Below are 17677 nucleotides of genomic sequence, written 5' to 3' on the forward strand. Positions count from 1 at the left end.
CGCCAGCGCGGCGCACCCCAGCACCAGCACCGGGATCGCGCCGGTACGCCCCCGGTCCGGGGTGGTGCCGGCCGCCGGCCGGCGCAGCCCCTCCAGCGGGGACACCGGGCGGCGCGCGTCACCGGCCGGGAGCTTCAGGAAGTAGAGGACCGAGATCGAGGCGGTGAAGAACCCGGCCGCCACGTAGGAGGCGAGCGCCGCCTGGTGCACGCCGAACCAGTCGATGCCGGTGGCGAGCAGATTGCTGACCAGGGTGACGGCCACCAGCACCGCGGCGGCGGCCGGCACGGACAGGAACGCGGTGCGCAGCCACAGCCGGCGCAGCGCCTCGCCGTGGTCGGGCAGCGGTCGGACGGCGGCGCCCTCCGGCGGCGGGGGCGGCAGCAGCGCGGGGGCGACGCCGTCCTTGGCGAGGGTCCACACCCGCTCGGCGAGCCCGCTGATCCCCAGGGTGACCAGCAGATAGATGTACGCGCTGTCCGGCACCCAGATGATCCACAGCGGGGCGACGATCAGCAGCGCGGCGCGCAGTCCGTCCGCCCCGATCATCGTCCAGCGCCGGTCCAGCGGGCCGGCCGGGGCGAGCAGCTTGGCAATCGGGCCCAGCAGCAGCACGCCGCCGAGCACCCCGGCCGCCAGCCGTACGGTCAGCGCGAGGGTGATGGCGAGGGCCACGCCCCGGTAGCCGCCGCCGAACAGCATCTCGCCGTCCCCGGTGACGTGGAAGGCCGCCTGCACGGACAGCAGGGTGACCACCAGCACGGCGAGGATGTCGCCGATTCCGCCGGTGAACTGCGCCTCCCACAGGCGCCGCAGCTCGGGCACCCGCAGCAACGCCCGCCGGGCGCGCTCCCGGGAGTCCGCGGCGAGTGCCTCGTCGGTGGCGCCGCAGGTGGGGTCAACAACCGGGTGTTGCTCTGCTCGCGTCATTCGGCCAGCGTAACCGCCGTCACCGACACAAGCGTCAGCTACCCGAACATTTGCCCGGGTAACGAGCGCGGCAGCGCCGCCATGAGGCGGACCGGCCGGGCGCCTTCCCACGCGCACACACCGGCCGGGTCCGCCGCGTCAGGCGCCGCCGTCCGCGCCCGGGTCGTCCGAGGGGCCGTTTTCGGCCTTTGACGTGGACTTTTTGGCCGCGGAGGTTTTCTTCGCGGCTGTCTTCTTCGCCGTGGTCTTCTTGGCGGCCGTCTTCTTGGCGGTGGCCTTCTTCGCCGTCGTCGTCTTCTTCGCGGCCGACTTCTTCGCCGTCGTCTTCTTGGCGGTCTTCTTGGCCGCCTTCTTCGCGGTCTTCTTCGCCGGACCCTTCGCCCGCTTCTCCGCGAGCAATTCGAACCCACGTTCAGGGGTGATGGTTTCGGGATCGTCGTCCCGCCGCAGCGTCGCGTTCGTCTCGCCGTCCGTGACGTACGGGCCGAACCGCCCGTCCTTCACCACCACCGGCGCCTGCGTCACCGGATCGGTGCCCAGCTCCTTCAGCGGCGGCTTGGCCGCAGCCCGCCCCCGCTTCTTCGGCTGGGCGTAGATCGCCAGCGCCTGCTCCAGCGTGATGGTGAACAGCTGCTCCTCGCTCTCCAGCGAGCGCGAGTCCGTCCCCTTCTTCAGGTACGGGCCGTACCGCCCGTTCTGCGCGGTGATGTCGTCCCCCGACTCGGGGTCGGTGCCCACCACCCGCGGCAGCGACAGCAGCCGCAGCGCGTCCTCCAGCGTGATCGTGTCCAGCCGCATCGACTTGAACAGCGACGCCGTACGCGGCTTGACCGCGTTCTTCCCGGTCTTCGGCGTGCCCTCCGGCAGCACCTCGGTGACGTACGGGCCGTACCGCCCGTCCCGTCCCACGATCGGATGACCGCTGACCGGATCCGTCCCCAGCTCGAAGTCACCGCTGGGCTTGGCCAGCAGTTCCTTCGCCAGCTCCACCGTCAGCTCGTCCGGCGGCAGTTCGTCCGGCACGTCCGCCCGCTTGCCCGGCTCGCCCTCGGCGGCGCCCTCCTCGGGCGGCGCCTCCACGTACGGCCCGTACCGCCCCACCCGCAGGACGATGCCCTCGCCCACCGGGAACGACGAGATCTCCCGGGCGTCGATCGCGCCCAGGTCCGTGACCAGCTCCTTCAGCCCGCCCAGATGGTCGCCGTCGCCGTTGCCCGCCTCCGCCGCACCGCCGACCCCCTCGCCCTCACCGAAGTAGAAGCGGCGCAGCCACGGCACCGCCTCCGCGTCGCCGGTGGCGATCCGGTCCAGGTCGTCCTCCATCTTCGCGGTGAAGTCGTAGTCCACCAGCCGCCCGAAGTGCTGCTCCAGCAGATTGACGACGGCGAAGGAGAGGAAGGACGGCACCAGGGCCGTCCCCTTCTTGAAGACGTAGCGCCGGTCCAGGATGGTGCCGATGATCGAGGCGTACGTCGAGGGGCGCCCGATCTCGCGCTCCTCCAGCTCCTTGACCAGCGACGCCTCGGTGTAGCGGGCCGGCGGCTTGGTGGAGTGCCCGTCCGCCGCCAGTTCGCGCGCGGCCAGCGCGTCGCCCTCGGTGACCTGCGGCAGCCGCCGCTCGCGGTCGTCCAGCTCGGCGTTGGGGTCGTCCGCGCCCTCGACGTAGGCCTTCATGAAGCCGTGGAAGGTGATGATCTTCCCCGTCGCGCCGAACTCGCAGTCCTGCCCGTCCGCGCTCGTCCCGGCGACGCGGACCGCCACCGACTGCCCGACCGCGTCCTTCATCTGCGAGGCGACGGTCCGCTTCCAGATCAGCTCGTACAGCCGGAACTGCTCGCCGGTCAGCCCCGTCTCGGCGGGGGTGCGGAACCGGTCGCCGGAGGGCCGGATCGCCTCGTGCGCCTCCTGCGCGTTCTTCACCTTGCTGGCGTACGTGCGCGGGCGGTCCGGCAGGTAGTCCCGCCCGTACAGCTGGGTGACCTGGGCCCGGGCCGCCGCCACCGCCGTCTCCGACAGCGTGGTGGAGTCGGTCCGCATGTAGGTGATGAAGCCGTTCTCGTACAGCCGCTGCGCCACCTGCATGGTGGCCTTGGCGCCCATCCCGAGCTTGCGCGACGCCTCCTGCTGGAGGGTGGTGGTGCGGAAGGGCGCGTACGGGGCGCGGCGGTACGGCTTGGACTCCACCGAGCGGACGGTGAACGCCGCCCCGGCGAGCCCTTCGGCCAGCGCGCGGGCCGTCGCCTCGTCCAGCTGCCGCACCTGTCCGGGGCTCTTGAGCTGCCCGTCCGGGCCGAAGTCCCGGCCCTGCGCGATGCGCCGCCCGTCGACGGACACCAGCCGGGCGCCGAAGCTGTCCGGGCCGCCGTCGGCGCCCTCGCCCGTGGCGAAGGTCCCGACGAGGTCCCAGTAGGAGGCGGGGCGGAACGCGATCCGCTCCCGTTCCCGCTCGACGACCAGCCGGGTGGCCACCGACTGCACGCGCCCGGCCGACAGCCGGGGCATGACCTTCTTCCACAGCACCGGCGAGACCTCGTACCCGTACAGCCGGTCGAGGATGCGCCGGGTCTCCTGGGCGTCCACCAGCAGCTGGTTCAGCTCGCGCGGGTTGTCGACGGCCGCCCGGATGGCGTCGCGGGTGATCTCGTGGAAGACCATCCGGCGCACCGGCACCTTGGGTTTGAGGACCTCGCGCAGATGCCAGGCGATGGCCTCGCCCTCGCGGTCCTCATCGGTGGCCAGATAGAGCTCATCCGATTCGGCCAGCAGCTCCTTGAGCTTTCTGACCTGGTCCTTCTTGTCGCTGTTGACGACGTAGAGGGGCTGGAAGTTGGCGTCGACGTTCACGCCGAGCCGCGCCCAGGGCTCCCCTTTGTACTTGGCGGGCACCTCGGCCGCGCCGTTCGGCAGATCGCGGATGTGTCCGACGCTCGCCTCGACCACATAGCCCGGGCCGAGGTAGCCCTTGATCGTCTTGGCCTTGGCGGGCGACTCGACAATGACAAGCCGGCGTCCGCCGTTCGTGGTCTCGCTGGTCGGGGACAACGTCTCGCTCTCTTCTCTCCGGTTTCTCCGGTAGCTCTCGGCGCGGATGGGCGGTCGCCGCGTACGGGGTGGGTACGGGCTCGCCGCGCCCCGTGCGGAGTGTGACGCTACCTCCCGGCTCCGTGTCAAACGGGAATACCCCGCGACGCCACTCGAACCGTAACCCGACAGCCCGCGTTCCCGCCGCCCCATGCCCCTGGCAGGATGTCGGCCGTGGAACCGGTCTGTCCCTGACCGGCCCGCGCTTCCGCTCATCCATCCGCAAGGGGGACTCATGACCGACCAGAACCCGTATCAGCAGCCGCCGCCGGACCCGAACCAGAACCCGTACCAGCAGCCCACCGGCCAGCCGGGCCAGCCCGGGACGCCGCCCCCCGGCGGGCAGCCCGGCCAGCCCGGGTACGGCTACCCGCAGCAGCCGGGCGCCGGGGGGTACGGGCAGTACCCGCCGCCCGGGTACGCCCAGCAGCCCGGTGCCGCCTACGGCGCGGTGGACCCGAACGCCCCGTTCGGCTATGACCAGTACGGGCGTCCGTACTCCTCCAAGTCGAAGATCATCGCGGGGGTGCTCCAGCTGGTCCTCGGCGGTGTCGGCGCGGGCCGCTGGTACACCGGGCATTACGGCCTCGCGGTCGCCCAGCTGCTCACCTGTGGCGGCATGGGCATCTGGTCGCTCATCGACGGGATCCTCTTCCTCGTCAAGGACGACCGCACCGACTCCGACGGCCGCGCCCTCAAGAGCTGACCCGGGCCGGGCGGCGAGGCGAACGGGGTGAGCCGGGTGAGCAGTGTCACGCGGGAGGGGCGGCGGCTCCATCCCGCGGTGCTGCCGCTGGCCACCCTCGCCGCCGGCCTGGCCGGTTCGGTCTACCTGTGGCACACCGATCCCCATGAGGGCGGCGGGCTGCTGCCGCGCTGTCCGTTCAACTGGGCCACCGGGCTGCTGTGCCCGGCCTGCGGCGGCACCCGGATGGCGTACGACCTGCTGCACGGGGATGTCGCCGCGGCGCTGCACGACAACGCGGTCCTGCTGCTGCTCGGTCTGCCGCTGGGGGCGTGGATCGGGGGCCGCTGGCTGTACGAGGGGCTGCGGGGACGGCGTTACCGGCCGGGTCTGGGCGGCCGGGCGGGGATGGTGGCGATCGTGGGGGTCGCGGTGGTGTGGGCGGTGGTCCGTAACCTCGCAGGGTAACGGATATCACTTTCGCATCGGTATCCGGTCCCGGGCAACCGGTGAGCGCTTCGAGATGTCTGAGCACCAACAACAAGTAAATCCGCTTGTCGTTTGACCATCTCTCACAGCTGAACGGAACACCGCTCATGACCTATCCCCCCGCCCCGGCTCCCGGTTCCCCGGCCGGTGCCCCCGAGTCCCCGAAGTCCAAGGTCGTCGCCGGCATCCTGCAGATCCTGCTCGGCGGCGTCGGCGCGGGCCGCTGGTACACCGGGCACTACGGCATGGCCGTCGCCCAGCTGCTCACCTGCGGCGGCCTCGGCGTCTGGTCGCTCATCGACGGCATCCTCTTCCTGGTCAAGGAGGACCGCACCGACTCCGACGGCCTGGTCCTGAGGAAGTAACGCGACGGCACCGGGCGGAGGGCCGGCCCGGGCGACCCGGGCCCGGCCCCTGGGCCGCTGTCCGGGCCGTGCCCTCCCGCACCGTCACCGGGTGCCCGGCCCTCACACCGGCAGCAGGAACCCGTCCCCCACCAGGGTCCGCAGCACCGCGGGCGCCCCTTCGCGCACCCGCGCCGGATCGGCCTCCAGCAACCGCGCGATCGCGTCCACGATCACCCCGGCCGGCAGCGTCCCGTCGCACGCGCCCGCCAGCGCCGCGCCCAGCGTGTCCACGGCGTGCGCCCGCATCATCCCGTGCCGCTGCCGCAGCACCACGTGCTCCGGGTCCTCCGCACCCGGCGCGCCCACCTGCTCCTGCACCACGCCCTCGGCCAGCACGTACCGGGCGGCCAGCAGCGCCTGGTCGTCGTGCTCCCGCAGGAACTCCGCGAGCGCCAGACGGCGCCGCGCCGTCTCCCCCAGCGGCTGCTCGACCGCGTGCGGCCACTCCTCCGCGGTGACGGACGGCCGGCGGGCGCCGGTCCTGCGCAGAGTGATCCAGCCGAACCCGACCCCCCGGGTGCGCCGCCGCTCGAACTCGGCCAGCCACTGGCCGTACAGCCGCTCGTACGCGCCCGGATCGCCGCGGTGGACGCCCGCGTCGCGCAGCCACAGTTCGGTGTACTCGGTGATGTCCTGCCGCTCGCGCTGCACGATCCACGCGTCGCAGCCGGCCGGCACCCAGGAGGCGACCCGCTCGCGCCAGTCCTCGCCCTCCACGTGCTGCCAGTTGGCGAGCAGCTGGCACACGCCGCCGTCGTTCAGCCGGTCCGCCGACCGCTCCACCAGCGTGCGGCAGAGCGTGTCGCCGCCCATGCCGCCGTCGCGGTAGGTGAGCGCGTCCGCGTCCTGGGCCGGGGAGATGACGAACGGCGGGTTGGCGACGATCAGATCGAAGCGCGCCTCCCGCGCCACCGGCTCGAACAGCGAGCCCTCCCGCAGCTCCGGCTCCGCCGCCCCCGACAGCCCGAGGGTGAGCGCGGCCATGCGCAGCGCGCGCGGGTTCACGTCCGTGGCCACCACGCGCCGTGCGTGCTGGGCCAGATGCAGCGCCTGGACGCCGGAGCCGGTGCCCACGTCCAGCGCCCGGTCCACCGGCTCACGGACCGTGAGCTGGGCCAGCGTCATCGAGGCGCCGCCCACGCCCAGCACCACGTCGCGGTCCCTGCCGCCCGCCCCGCCCGCGCCGCCGACGCCGAACCCGGGGTCGGAGACCACCCACCAGTCCTGCCCCTCCGGTCCGGCGTACGGGCGGACGTCGACCGTGGCCCGGACCCCGGCGCCGTCCCGCAGCAGCCAGCCGTCGCCCAGCAGCCCGTCCACCGGAAGGACGGCGCGGGCCCGCTCGTAGGGCACCGGCCGCTGGAGCAGGAACAGCCGGACGAGGACGGCGGGCGCGCTGTCGTCACCGTCCGTCGCACGGGCCGCCGGGACGGTCTCGCCCCGGGCGAGGGCGGCGTACGCGGGGGCGCCCAGCAGCTCCAGCAGGCCGTCGGCGGTGAAGGCGGACTCCGTCAGCGCGGCGCGGAGACGGGCGGTGCCGGCGGGGGTGGGGAGGGGGAGATCAGCAGTGCTCACCCTGCCATTGTGGTGCGCGCTCAGGCGTCCTCGTCATCGGCGTCCGCGTCGGCGTCCGCGTTCTCGTCCGCGTCCTCGTCCTTGCCCGCGTCGGCACCGGCGTCCGCGTCGTCGCTTCCGTCCTCCTCCGGGTCGCCGCCGCCCGGGCCGCCCGCCGGAGCGCTCTGGCAGCCCTCCTGCTTGGCCATCGCCTGGCCCAGCTCGCCGGACTGGAGTTCGCTCAGGGCCTCGTCACCGCTCTGCCCCAGCGTGCTCAGCTGCCCGGCGATGTCCTTGAGCCCGTCCGAGAACGCCGACACGTCGTCCGGGTTCAGCTCGTCGACCGAGGTCTTCAGGCCGGCGTACGACTCCGAGATGCTGTTCAGCTCCCCGACCGCGTCCTGCCGCAGCTGGGCGCCGTTGTCGACGGGCGGGTCACCGGCGTCGTTGACGATGGTGGCGAGGCTGGCGTACGCGTCGGAGATCTCCTGGAACGCCGCCGAGTCGGCCTGCTGCACCTCGGCGGCCGGCTTCCCGCCCTCGCTGGCCTCCGTGATGGACGCGCTGGCCGAACGGATCTTCTCGACCTCCGGCTGCATCCTGTCGCAGACGGCCTTGGCCCACTCGTCCGTCTTGGCGCTGTCGTCGCTCCCGCACCCGGTCAGCGTGAGTGCGAGCGCCAGCGCCGCGCCACCGGACCATCTGACCGCACGTCCGTAGTACACCGTTCCTCATCCCTTCGAGCCGCTGGGCGGGAACCTACTATGCCGTCGATCCCTCTTCCGAGTGACGAGCGGAGCGGTCGCCCCTGATTGCAGCCATTTGCATCAGCGGCACCAGCATCTCCCGCAACGGGCCGGTTCCTTGGTAGTGCACCCCGGTCATCCCGGCCCGCCGTGCCGCCTGCACATTCTCCAGGGAGTCGTCGACGAACAGACACCGGGCCGCCGCGACCCCCGCCCGGCGGGCGGCGATCCGGTAGATCGCGGGCTCCGGCTTGGCCGCGTTGACCCGCGCCGAGTTCACGACGGCATCGGCCAGGTCGGCGATCCCGAGCCGGGCCAGATCGGCCTCCAGCCGGGTGGTGCCGTTGGACACCAGCACCACCGGCACTTTGCGGCGCACCTCGCGCAGCAGCCGTACCATCTCCGGATCGACCCGCCCGGCCCCGGCCGGGCCCGCCCACGCGTCGGCCAGCGCCCGCTGCGCCTCCGGCAGCTCGGCGCGGACGGCGGCGCGCCACTCCTCGTCGGTGATCGCGCCGGTGACGGCGGCGCGCAGCCGGTCCGGCCGCAGCGCCACGTCCAGCACGGGCCGCCACCGCTCCGTGTCGTCCCACGTCCGCAGCACTCCGTCGATGTCGCACAGCACGGCACCCAGCACGTTCGTCACCTCAAGCAGTCGGCCCAGCGATGGGACCCGTACGTCGGCGATCTCGCGTCGCGCGGCCGGCGTCGCGCGACGGGGCCCGAGCGGCGGCAGCACGGCCGCGAAGTCGATGTCATCCTTCCCCGGTGGCGCGGGCGCCGCGTGCAGGAGCCGCGCCCGTGGGCACCGGATGGGGCACGCCTTCCCCCCTGACGGCTCCCAATGCGCGGAAGCGGGGTGGGACGTGTCACCGTCATGTCCGAAATCCGCCGGACGGACGGCCCGGGGCGGCGCAGGCTGGGTGGTGAACAGCGAAAGGAAGGCCGAGGACGATGGCGACGACAACCGTGTGGACACGCGTGGACAGCCCGGTGGGCGAACTGGTCCTGGTGGGAGACCGCGGCGGCGCGCTGTCGGCGGTCGGATCGCCGGACTCGCCGAAGGGCTTCCCCGTCGACCCGGCGTGGGAGCGCGACGACCGGCCGTTCGGGGAGGCGGTCCGGCAGCTGGCCGAGTACTTCGCGGGCGAACGGACCCGCTTCGAGCTGCCGTACCTGCCCACCGGCTCGGAGTTCCGGCGCCGGGTGTGGGCGGCGCTGGAGACTATTCCGTACGGCGAGACGACGACGTACGGTGCGGTGGCGGCCTCGATCGGCGCCCCGCGGGCGGCGGTACGCGCCGTGGGCGGGGCGATCGGGGCGAATCCGCTCCAGGTGATCCGGCCCTGTCACCGGGTGATCGGGGCGGACGGCTCGCTGACCGGTTACGCGGGCGGGCTGGAGCGCAAGCGGCGGTTGCTGGAACGGGAGGGGGCCTTGTGACGGGTCAGGACACCGGGGCGAAGACGGAGCCGGAGCCGGGGGCGCGGGTGACCCGGGCGGTCACGCTGGGGTTGCTGGGCGCCTGGATCGTGCACGACATCGAGGAACTGGTGATGGTGCCCCGGTGGACCCGGGAGAAGGTGCCCGGGCTGCGCGAGCGCTTCCCCGAGGTCCCCGAGGCCGTGTGGCGGCGGCTGGCGGCCGCCGGGGACGGGCGGACGTTCGCGCTCGCCGTCGGCGGCGTGGGCCTGGTGGTCGCCGCGGCGGCAGCGGACGGGCGGCGGACCGGGGGCCGGTCCGGGTTCTACCAGTCCGCGCTCATCGGCTTCGGGCTGCACGGCGGCGTCCATCTGGCGCAGGCCGCCGCCGTCCGCGGATACACCCCGGGGTCGGCCACCGCCCCGCTGGTCGTCATCCCGTTCACGGTGTGGGCGCGGCGGCGGCTGCGCCGGGCCGGGGTGCTGCGGCCGGCCCGGGCGCGGGACGCCGCCTGGGGTCTGGCGCTGGCCGGTGCCGTCACCGCCGGGGCGCACGCGGTGGCGGGACGGCTCGCCGCCCGGCGCTGACCGGGGGCGGCAGGAACGTTACGCGGGCGTGGTCACCTCCTCCGGCCGCTTGCCGCCGTCCTCGTCACCGTCACCGTCGTCGCCGACCACGATGCCGCGCCGCTTGGACGCGTACACGGCACCGACGATGACGACCAGCGCGACGGCGGTGAGCAGGACCCGCAGCGGCGCGCTCGCGTCGTCGCCGTAGCTGAGCGCGACCACGGCCGGGGCGATGAGGAGCGCCACCAGGTTCATCACCTTCAGCAGCGGGTTGATGGCCGGGCCCGCCGTGTCCTTGAACGGGTCCCCGACCGTGTCCCCGATGACGGTGGCGGCGTGCGCCTCGCTGCCCTTGCCGCCGTGGTGGCCGTCCTCGACCAGCTTCTTGGCGTTGTCCCAGGCCCCGCCGGAGTTCGCGAGGAACACCGCCATGAGGATGCCCGCCCCGATGGAACCGGCGAGATAGGAGCCGAGCGCCCCGACGCCGAGACCGAAGCCGACGGCGATCGGCGCCATGACCGCCAGCAGCCCGGGGGTGGCCAGCTCGCGCAGGGAGTCGCGGGTGCAGATGTCGACCACCCGGCCGTACTCGGGCCGCTCGCTGTAGTCCATGATCCCGGGCCGCTCCCGGAACTGCCGGCGCACCTCGTGGACGACCGAGCCGGCCGAGCGGGAGACAGCGTTGACGGCCAGCCCGGAGAACAGGAACACCACCGCCGCCCCGATGATCAGCCCGACGAGGTTGTTGGGCTGGGAGATGTCGAGAGAGAGCAGCGTAGCGTCGGTGATCCGGTCCACGCCCACGTCCGCCACGGCGGTGGCGATGGCGTCCCGGTACGAGCCGAACAGCGCCGCCGCCGCCAGCACCGCCGTCGCGATGGCGATGCCCTTGGTGACGGCCTTCGTGGTGTTGCCGACCGCGTCCAGATCGGTCAGCACCCGGGCGCCCTCGCCCTCCACGTCCCCGGACATCTCGGCGATGCCCTGCGCGTTGTCCGCGATCGGACCGAAGGTGTCCATGGCGACGATGACCCCGACCGTCGTCAGCAGCCCGGTCCCGGCCAGCGCCACCGCGAACAGCGCCAGCATGATCGTGGACCCGGCCAGCAGGAACGCCGCGTACACGCTCAGCCCCACCAGCAGCGCCGTGTACACGGCGGACTCCAGGCCGAGGGAGAACCCGGCCAGCACCACGGTGGCCGGGCCGGTGCGCGAGGTCCTGCCGATGTCGCGCACCGGGCGCCGGCCCGGTTCGGTGAAGTAACCGGTGAGCTGCTGGATGACGGCGGCCAGCACGATGCCGATGCTGACGGCGGCGAGCGCGAACAGCCGCGGATCGGCGTCGTGCGCGGCGATCTGCGCGTCACCGATCCCGCCCAGCTCGGTGAAGGAGCCCGGGAGGTAGACGTAGGCGGCGATCGCCACCAGGACGACCGAGATACCGGCGGAGAGGAAGAAGCCCCGGTTGATGGCGGTCATGCTGCTGCGGTCGCCGCGCCGGGGCGCGACGACGAAGATCCCGGCCATGGCGGTGATGAGACCGATGGCCGGCACCAGCAGCGGGAAGGCCAGCCCGGCGTCGCCGAAGGCGACCGTGCCGAGGATCAGCGCGGCGACCAGCGTCACCGCGTACGACTCGAACAGGTCGGCGGCCATGCCCGCGCAGTCGCCGACGTTGTCGCCCACGTTGTCGGCGATCGTGGCGGCGTTGCGCGGGTCGTCCTCGGGGATGCCCTGCTCGACCTTGCCGACCAGGTCGGCGCCGACATCGGCGGCCTTGGTGAAGATGCCGCCGCCCACCCGCATGAACATCGCGATCAGGGCCGCGCCCAGACCGAAGCCCTCCAGCACCTTGGGCGCGTCGGCGGCGTACACCAGCACCACGCACGCGGCGCCCAGCAGCCCGAGCCCGACCGTGCACATGCCGACGACCCCACCGGTGCGGAAGGCGATCCGCATCGCGTGATGCCGGGCGGGTACCGGATCGCGCGCGTCCGCCGCACGCGCCGCCGCCGCCACCCGGACATTGCTGCGCACCGCCAGCCACATTCCGAGATAACCGGTGGCGGCGGAGAAAAGCGCGCCGATCAGAAAGAAGAGCGAGCGTCCGATCCGCTGGTTCCAGTCGTCGGCCGGCAGCAGAAAGAGCAGAAAGAACACAACGACGGCGAAGAGGGATACGGTGCGCAGCTGGCGGGCGAGATAGGCGTTCGCCCCCTCCTGTACGGCCGCGGCGATCTTCTTCATGCCGTCGGTGCCCTCTCCGGCGGCCAGTACCTGCCGGGCCAGCACCACGGCCAGCCCCAGTGCGGCGGCGGCCACCAGCGCGATGACCACGACGAGCCCGCGGTCACCGCCGGTCAGCTCGGCGGCCTGTGTGTACGGAATTCCCGCCATTCGTCCTCCTTGACGCTCAGGCGTTGATCCGGAAGAGACGTGGCGGGAGTGTAGGGAGAACTACGCGATCCAAAAAGGGGACGCGAAAGGAATGCATGCCGAAAAGGGCAGCGAAAGATCGACCGGCGAAAACCGATCAAGAAAATGAAAGGTGACGGGAGGGAAAAGGGAGCGGCGAGCGAAAGCAGGGGCACCGGAGGAAAACCGGGAGCAGTGGAAAGGAAGGGCTGAGCAGCCCGGCCGCCGGGCTGCTCAGCCACTCAGCCGCTCAGCCGCTCAGCCGCTCAGGAGAACGAGGCGTCCAGTGTCGGCCAGCTCATCCGGATACGACCGCCCCGCTCGTCCGCGACGACCTCCACGTCGTCCACCAGACCGCTGATGACCGCGAGACCCAGCTCGTCGGTCTCCTCGGCGGCCTCCGCCGCCGGCTTGCCCTGCGGCACGGCCACCGCGCTCGGCGCGTCGTCGCCCACCTCGATGGTGAACTCCTTCTCCGCCTCCGTGAGCGTGACCCGCACCGGAGAGGTCAGACCGTGCACCGCGTGCAGGCCCACCGCGCGGCTGCACGCCTCGCCCACCGCGAGCCGCAGCTCGTCCAGCACGGACTCGTCGACTCCGGCCCGCCGCGCCACGGCCGCGGCGACCAGCCGGGCGGTCCGCACATGCTCGGGCGACGCACTGAAGCGAAGTTCGACGGTGGCCATGCCATCCCCCTACGTCGTACACGGACACCGCCCCGGGGACCGACGCCGGTCCGGGGCGGCTCTCTGTGATGATCTCGTACGAATCCCGTGCGGGCCCGCGCGTGGCCCGCTCCGCCCGACCTCAGTCGGTGGCGGCGATGGCCTCTTCGACGGACTCGTGGATCGGGAAGACCTTGGTCAGACCCGTGATCCGGAAGATCTTGAGGATCCGCTCCTGGTTGCACACCAGCCGCAGCGAGCCCTCCTGTGCCCGGACCCGCTTCAGGCCGCCGACCAGCACCCCGAGACCGGTGGAGTCCAGGAAGTCAACGCGCTCCATGTCCACCACCAGGTGGTGATTGCCCTCGTTCACCAGCTCTACCAGCTGTTCGCGCAGCTTGGGCGCGGTGTATACGTCAATCTCGCCACCGACCTCGACGACCGTGCGGTCACCAACGGTCCTGGTCGAAAGGGACAGGTCCACGGACTCCTCCAGCACCTTGCTCACGAGCGGTCGCCCCCCATGGATCGGCAGCCGCCATCGCATTCAATCACTTACCGCCTGCCCACGACGACGTCTTACAGCCATTGTCCGTCCAACCAGTGACAGACTCGGTGCTGATGTCCCACGAGCAGCCACCGCCGACCGCAGGCGTCCCCGCCGCCCGCCGCCCCTCCCCGGGGGAGGTGCTGGCGCGCCTGGGCAGCCCAAGTGACCGCTCCACGCGGATCACCCATACGGAGCACCTGCCCGCGCGAACCGGCCGCCATGCGCCGTGGCCGCAAGGGATACCCGAGGCGATCACCGACGCGGTCCGCGCCACCGGCATCACCCGGCCCTGGGCCCATCAGGCGCGCACCGCCGAGCTGGCGCTGGGCGGCACCTCCGTCGTCCTGTCCACCGGCACCGCCTCCGGCAAGTCCCTCGCCTACCAGGTGCCCCTGCTCACCGGCGCCCTGGCGGGCGGCACCGGGCTCTACCTGGCCCCCACCAAGGCGCTCGCCGCCGACCAGCGCCGCGCCCTGCGCGCCCTGGCCGCCCCACTGGGCCACGCCGTACGGCCCGCCGTGTACGACGGCGACACCCCGCCCGAGGAACGCGCCTGGGCCCGCGAGCACGCCAACGTGCTGCTCACCAACCCCGACATGCTGCACCGGGCCCTGCTGCCCGGACACCGCCGGTGGACCGCGTTCTGGCGGCGGCTGCGCTACGTCGTCATCGACGAGTGCCACATCTACCGGGGTGTCTTCGGCTCCCACGTCGCCCAGGTGCTGCGCCGGCTGCGCCGGGTGGCCGCCCACCACGGCGCCGCGCCCGTCTTCGTGCTCGCCTCCGCCACCACCGCCGAACCCGGCGCCGCCGCCACCCGCCTCACCGGGCTGCCCGTCACCGAGGTCACCGACGACGCCGCCCCGCGCGGCGAGGTCGTCTTCGCCCTGTGGGAGCCGCCGCTCACCGAGGCCCACGGCGAGCGCGGCGCCCCGCTGCGCCGCACCGCCACCGCCGAGAGCGCCGACCTGCTCACCGACCTCACCGTCGCCGGGGCCCGCACCGTCGCCTTCGTCCGCTCCCGGCGCGGCGCCGAACTGATCTCGCTCATCGCCCAGGAACGGCTCGCCGAGGTCGACCGCTCGCTGGCCGGCCGGGTCGCCGCGTACCGGGGCGGCTACCTCCCCGAGGAACGCCGCGCCCTGGAGCAGGCCCTGCACACCGGCGAACTGCTGGGTCTCGCCGCCACCAACGCCCTGGAACTGGGCGTGGACATCGCCGGTCTGGACGCCGTCGTCCTCGCCGGCTACCCGGGCACCCGGGCCTCGCTGTGGCAGCAGGCCGGGCGAGCGGGCCGCCGTCGGCAGGGCGCGCTGGCGGTGATGGTGGCCCGCGACGACCCGCTGGACACCTATCTCGTCCACCACCCGGACGCCCTCTTCCGGCAGCCGGTGGAATCCACCGTGCTGGACCCGGCCAACCCGTACGTCCTCGCCCCGCACCTGTGCGCGGCTGCGGCCGAGGTGCCGCTGACCGGGGCGGACGGCGCCGAGGACCTGTTCGGCGCGGCGGGCGCCGCACTGCTGCCCAAGCTCGCCGACCGCGCCCTGCTGCGCCGCCGGGGCGACAGCTGGTACTGGACGCGCCGGGAACGGCCCGCCGACCTGGTCGACATCCGCGGCCAGGGCGGACGCCCGGTCCAGGTGGTGGAACAGGACACCGGCCGCCTGCTGGGCACGGTGGACGCCTCCGCCGCCCACTCCGCCGTCCACGAGGGCGCCGTGCACCTGCACCGGGGCCGCAGCTATGTCGTCCGGCGACTGGACCTGACGGACTCCGTGGCCCTGGTCGAGGAGTCGAGTCCGCCCTGGTCCACCTCGGCGCGCGATGTGACCGACATCTCGGTCCTGGAGACCGAGACCGAGGTCCCGTGGGGCGCGGCGAAGCTGTGCTTCGGCACCGTGGAGGTGACCCACCAGGTGGTCTCCTACCTGCGCCGGAAGCTGCTGACGGGCGAGATACTGGGCGAGACCTCCCTGGACCTGCCGCCGCGCTCGCTGCGCACCCGGGCCGTGTGGTGGACGGTCACCGAGGACCAGCTGGACGCCGCCCGGATCACCCCGGAGATCCTGCCCGGTGCCCTGCACGCCGCCGAGCACGCCTCCATCGGCATGCTGCCGCTCTTCGCTACCTGCGACCGCTGGGACATCGGCGGCGTCTCCACCGCGCTGCATCCCGACACCCTCCTTCCGACGGTCTTCGTCCACGACGGCCACCCCGGCGGTGCCGGGTTCGCCGAACGCGCCTTCCACGTGGCCCGTGCCTGGCTGACGGCCACCCGCGACGCGATCGCCGCCTGCGGCTGCGAGGCCGGCTGCCCGTCCTGCGTCCAGTCGCCCAAGTGCGGCAACGGCAACGAGCCCCTGCACAAGCGCGGAGCCATCCGGCTGCTCACGGAACTGCTGCGGCAGCCGGACCCGCCCGAGCCCGCACCGTGACGGTGTAGGGCCCCACCTCCCCGGCCACGCTCAGGTCGGCGATCTCCCCGGCCATGTCGCACCGCACCACCCGGGCCCGGTGCGCGGCGGCCACCCGCCCGGCCGCCGCACAGGCGGCGTCGGCCCCCCGCAGGGCCCGGTCGGCGGCGGCGAGCGCCGCCAGATCCGCCCCGGTGGCCACCCGCTGCCGCACCTCGGCCAGCTGACCGAGCAGCAGCACCACCCCGAACCCGGCCATGAGCAGCGCCACGACCCCCACCGCCCACACGGACGCCACTCCGCGGTCCCGCCCCTCAGGGGGCCGACCGGGCGACCCGGCGCCCCGGCCATCGCCCGCCCGGCACCGCGCCACGGGCCCACGGCGCGACCACGCACCAGCCGCCGCGACGACCCCGCCACCGGCCCGAGCAAGGCCCCGCCCCACGGGCGGGACCCCACCCGGCCGTCCGACGCCTGTCCGATGCGGGGACCCGTGGCCGCTGGGCCGGGGCGTCTCCCGTGCCCGGTGTGGTGACCGTGCCGACCCGGGGACGGGCCCTGCTCCGGGGACTCCCGCAGAGCTGGTGAGCCACCGGCTACGCGGCTCCAGCCCGACGGCGGGCCGGGACCGGCGCCGTCCGTCGCGCAACGCGTCCGACCGCCGGACCGGGGCGAGGGCTCTGGTACCGGCGCTCCCCGCCCGGCGGTGGGCCCGCCGGGGCGTCATGCTCCGCCCGGCGCGCGGGAAGCGGTCCGGGAGACGGGCTCGCCGGACTCCGTCCGTCCGGCACCGTGTCGGGTGCACACCGGGGCCCGGTGTGGCCCGGGCCCGGGCGGATCTACTCGGGGCCGGGTTCCCGGTGGGTGGCGGCGTTCGCGCCGATGTCGAGGGCGAGGGCCGCGGGGCCGGGGGTGCGGGCCACCACGCGGACGTGGTGGAGGTCGCCCTCGTCCCGGAGCTGGACGTCCGCCCCGCCGGGCGCCGCCGCCTGTGCCACCCGGAGCACCACGGCGGGCGGCTCGCCCCGGGCCGCCGCGCGGGCCCCGGCCCGCGCCGCGTCCTGGCAGCGCAACTGCGTGGCCATGGCGCCCAGCGCCCACAGCAGCATCCCGAGCAGGGCCAGCAGCGCCGGGACGGCGATCGCCGCCTCGGCGGTGACATAGCCGCCGTCCCGTGGTGTGCCGCGCCCACGGCGCTCACACCGGCCCACTGAAGGCCCGTTCGACCATGCCGCGCAGCAGTCCGGCCACCGTGTCGGAGGTCAGGATCTGGTACAGCAGCGCCGCGAGTCCGGCTGCCGCGAGCGTGCCCACGGCGTACTCGGCCGTGCTCATCCCGGCGTCGCGGCGCGCACCGTACAGCGTGATCCACCTGGTCATCTCACATCAGCTCCTTCGCGAGTCCGATCACCACAGGGGCGACCCCGATCAGCAAAAACGCGGGCAGAAAGCAGAGGCCCAGGGGCCCCGTCACCAGGACCGCCGCCCGCCGGGCGGTCGACTGGGCGACTCTGCGGCGCCGCCCGCGGCATTCGGCGGCCTCCGCCGCCACGGCCGCGACGGCGGGGGCGCCGCTGGCTCCCGCCAGCTCCAGCCGCCTGGCCAGCCCGGCAGCGCCGGGCAACTGGCCGAATCTCTTCCATACGGCGGCCGGTTCGCCGCCCAGCCGCAGCTCGGTGGCCGCCCGCCGCAGGCCGTCGCCGAGCGGTCCGCCGAGTGAGCCGCCCACCGCCCCGGCGGCCACCGC

The 17677-nt window shown here is 73.6% G+C and carries 17 protein-coding genes and 1 pseudogene; 6 read left to right on the plus strand and 12 right to left on the minus strand.

All coding sequences use genetic code 11. From position 1 onward, the window contains the following. Positions 1–930, minus strand: a pseudogene (locus ACFV5N_RS12800) (dTMP kinase); the annotation flags it as partial. A 138-nt stretch (positions 931–1068) separates the two neighbouring features. Then, on the minus strand, positions 1069–3972 hold the full coding sequence (gene topA, locus ACFV5N_RS12805) for a type I DNA topoisomerase (protein ID WP_385597947.1): 2904 nt from the start codon (positions 3970–3972) through the stop codon (positions 1069–1071). A 274-nt stretch (positions 3973–4246) separates the two neighbouring features. On the opposite strand from topA, the gene ACFV5N_RS12810 reads away from it, so the two are divergent. From ACFV5N_RS12810 to ACFV5N_RS12820, 3 genes are all read left to right on the plus strand, one after another. Further along, positions 4247–4717, plus strand: a complete 471-nt coding sequence (locus ACFV5N_RS12810) for a TM2 domain-containing protein (protein ID WP_019433971.1) — start codon at positions 4247–4249, stop codon at positions 4715–4717. Between the two features lie 27 nt (positions 4718–4744). Continuing rightward, complete coding sequence (locus ACFV5N_RS12815; RefSeq protein ID WP_385597950.1) at positions 4745–5164, plus strand: DUF2752 domain-containing protein; 420 nt, start codon at positions 4745–4747, stop codon at positions 5162–5164. Between the two features lie 128 nt (positions 5165–5292). Further along, complete coding sequence (locus tag ACFV5N_RS12820) at positions 5293–5550, plus strand: TM2 domain-containing protein (protein ID WP_385597953.1); 258 nt, start codon at positions 5293–5295, stop codon at positions 5548–5550. Between the two features lie 102 nt (positions 5551–5652). On the opposite strand, the gene ACFV5N_RS12825 is transcribed toward ACFV5N_RS12820, so the two are convergent. From ACFV5N_RS12825 to ACFV5N_RS12835, 3 genes are read right to left on the minus strand one after another with little or no spacing between them, the layout of a single operon-like run. After that, positions 5653–7167 (minus strand): methyltransferase, encoded by a 1515-nt coding sequence (locus ACFV5N_RS12825; protein ID WP_385597955.1) that lies wholly within the window; start codon positions 7165–7167, stop codon positions 5653–5655. A gap of 20 nt (positions 7168–7187) precedes the next feature. After that, a complete protein-coding gene (locus tag ACFV5N_RS12830; protein ID WP_385597958.1) occupies positions 7188–7871 on the minus strand; it encodes a small secreted protein in 684 nt (227 codons plus the stop codon). Positions 7872–7908: 37 nt separating this feature from the next. After that, the gene (locus ACFV5N_RS12835) at positions 7909–8538 is read right to left on the minus strand and encodes an HAD family hydrolase (protein ID WP_385597960.1); all 630 of its coding nucleotides are present in this window, start codon (positions 8536–8538) and stop codon (positions 7909–7911) included. Positions 8539–8846: 308 nt separating this feature from the next. Here ACFV5N_RS12835 and ACFV5N_RS12840 point away from each other — a divergent pair, with 308 nt between their 5' ends. Beyond that, entirely contained in the window at positions 8847–9335 is a 489-nt protein-coding gene (locus ACFV5N_RS12840; protein ID WP_385597962.1) for a methylated-DNA--[protein]-cysteine S-methyltransferase, read from the plus strand. Between the two features lie 47 nt (positions 9336–9382). Beyond that, complete coding sequence (locus ACFV5N_RS12845) at positions 9383–9901, plus strand: HXXEE domain-containing protein (RefSeq protein WP_385597982.1); 519 nt, start codon at positions 9383–9385, stop codon at positions 9899–9901. Positions 9902–9919: 18 nt separating this feature from the next. Here ACFV5N_RS12845 and ACFV5N_RS12850 read toward each other — a convergent pair whose 3' ends face one another. The 3 genes from ACFV5N_RS12850 to ACFV5N_RS12860 all read right to left on the minus strand — a co-directional run bounded on the left by ACFV5N_RS12850 (position 9920) and on the right by ACFV5N_RS12860 (position 13447). Further along, a complete protein-coding gene (locus ACFV5N_RS12850) occupies positions 9920–12280 on the minus strand; it encodes a sodium-translocating pyrophosphatase (RefSeq protein ID WP_385597965.1) in 2361 nt (786 codons plus the stop codon). Between the two features lie 284 nt (positions 12281–12564). Continuing rightward, complete coding sequence (locus ACFV5N_RS12855; RefSeq protein ID WP_385597967.1) at positions 12565–12984, minus strand: ATP-binding protein; 420 nt, start codon at positions 12982–12984, stop codon at positions 12565–12567. A gap of 121 nt (positions 12985–13105) precedes the next feature. Next, positions 13106–13447, minus strand: coding sequence for an STAS domain-containing protein (locus ACFV5N_RS12860; RefSeq protein WP_026047464.1), 342 nt, complete (start codon positions 13445–13447; stop codon positions 13106–13108). Between the two features lie 56 nt (positions 13448–13503). Between ACFV5N_RS12860 and ACFV5N_RS12865 the strand changes: the two genes are divergently transcribed. Beyond that, a complete protein-coding gene (locus tag ACFV5N_RS12865) occupies positions 13504–15951 on the plus strand; it encodes a DEAD/DEAH box helicase (protein ID WP_385597985.1) in 2448 nt (815 codons plus the stop codon). Here the strand turns inward: ACFV5N_RS12865 and ACFV5N_RS12870 are convergent. From ACFV5N_RS12870 to ACFV5N_RS12885, 4 genes are all read right to left on the minus strand, one after another. Beyond that, positions 15905–16228: an Rv3654c family TadE-like protein gene (locus tag ACFV5N_RS12870; protein WP_385597970.1), complete on the minus strand. Its 324-nt coding sequence runs from the start codon at positions 16226–16228 to the stop codon at positions 15905–15907. The two genes, ACFV5N_RS12865 and ACFV5N_RS12870, sit on opposite strands and share 47 nt — an antisense overlap. A gap of 541 nt (positions 16229–16769) precedes the next feature. Then, positions 16770–17141: a TadE family type IV pilus minor pilin gene (locus ACFV5N_RS12875; RefSeq protein ID WP_385597973.1), complete on the minus strand. Its 372-nt coding sequence runs from the start codon at positions 17139–17141 to the stop codon at positions 16770–16772. Continuing rightward, positions 17128–17310, minus strand: a complete 183-nt coding sequence (locus ACFV5N_RS12880) for a DUF4244 domain-containing protein (RefSeq protein WP_385597976.1) — start codon at positions 17308–17310, stop codon at positions 17128–17130. Before ACFV5N_RS12880 ends, ACFV5N_RS12875 begins: the two co-directional genes overlap by 14 nt. A gap of 1 nt (position 17311) precedes the next feature. Then, on the minus strand, positions 17312–17677 hold a 366-nt coding region (locus ACFV5N_RS12885; protein WP_385597979.1), incomplete at its 5' end, for a type II secretion system F family protein.

The organism is Streptomyces sp. NPDC059853, assembly GCF_042731495.1.
Classification (GTDB): Bacteria; Actinomycetota; Actinomycetes; order Streptomycetales; family Streptomycetaceae; genus Streptomyces.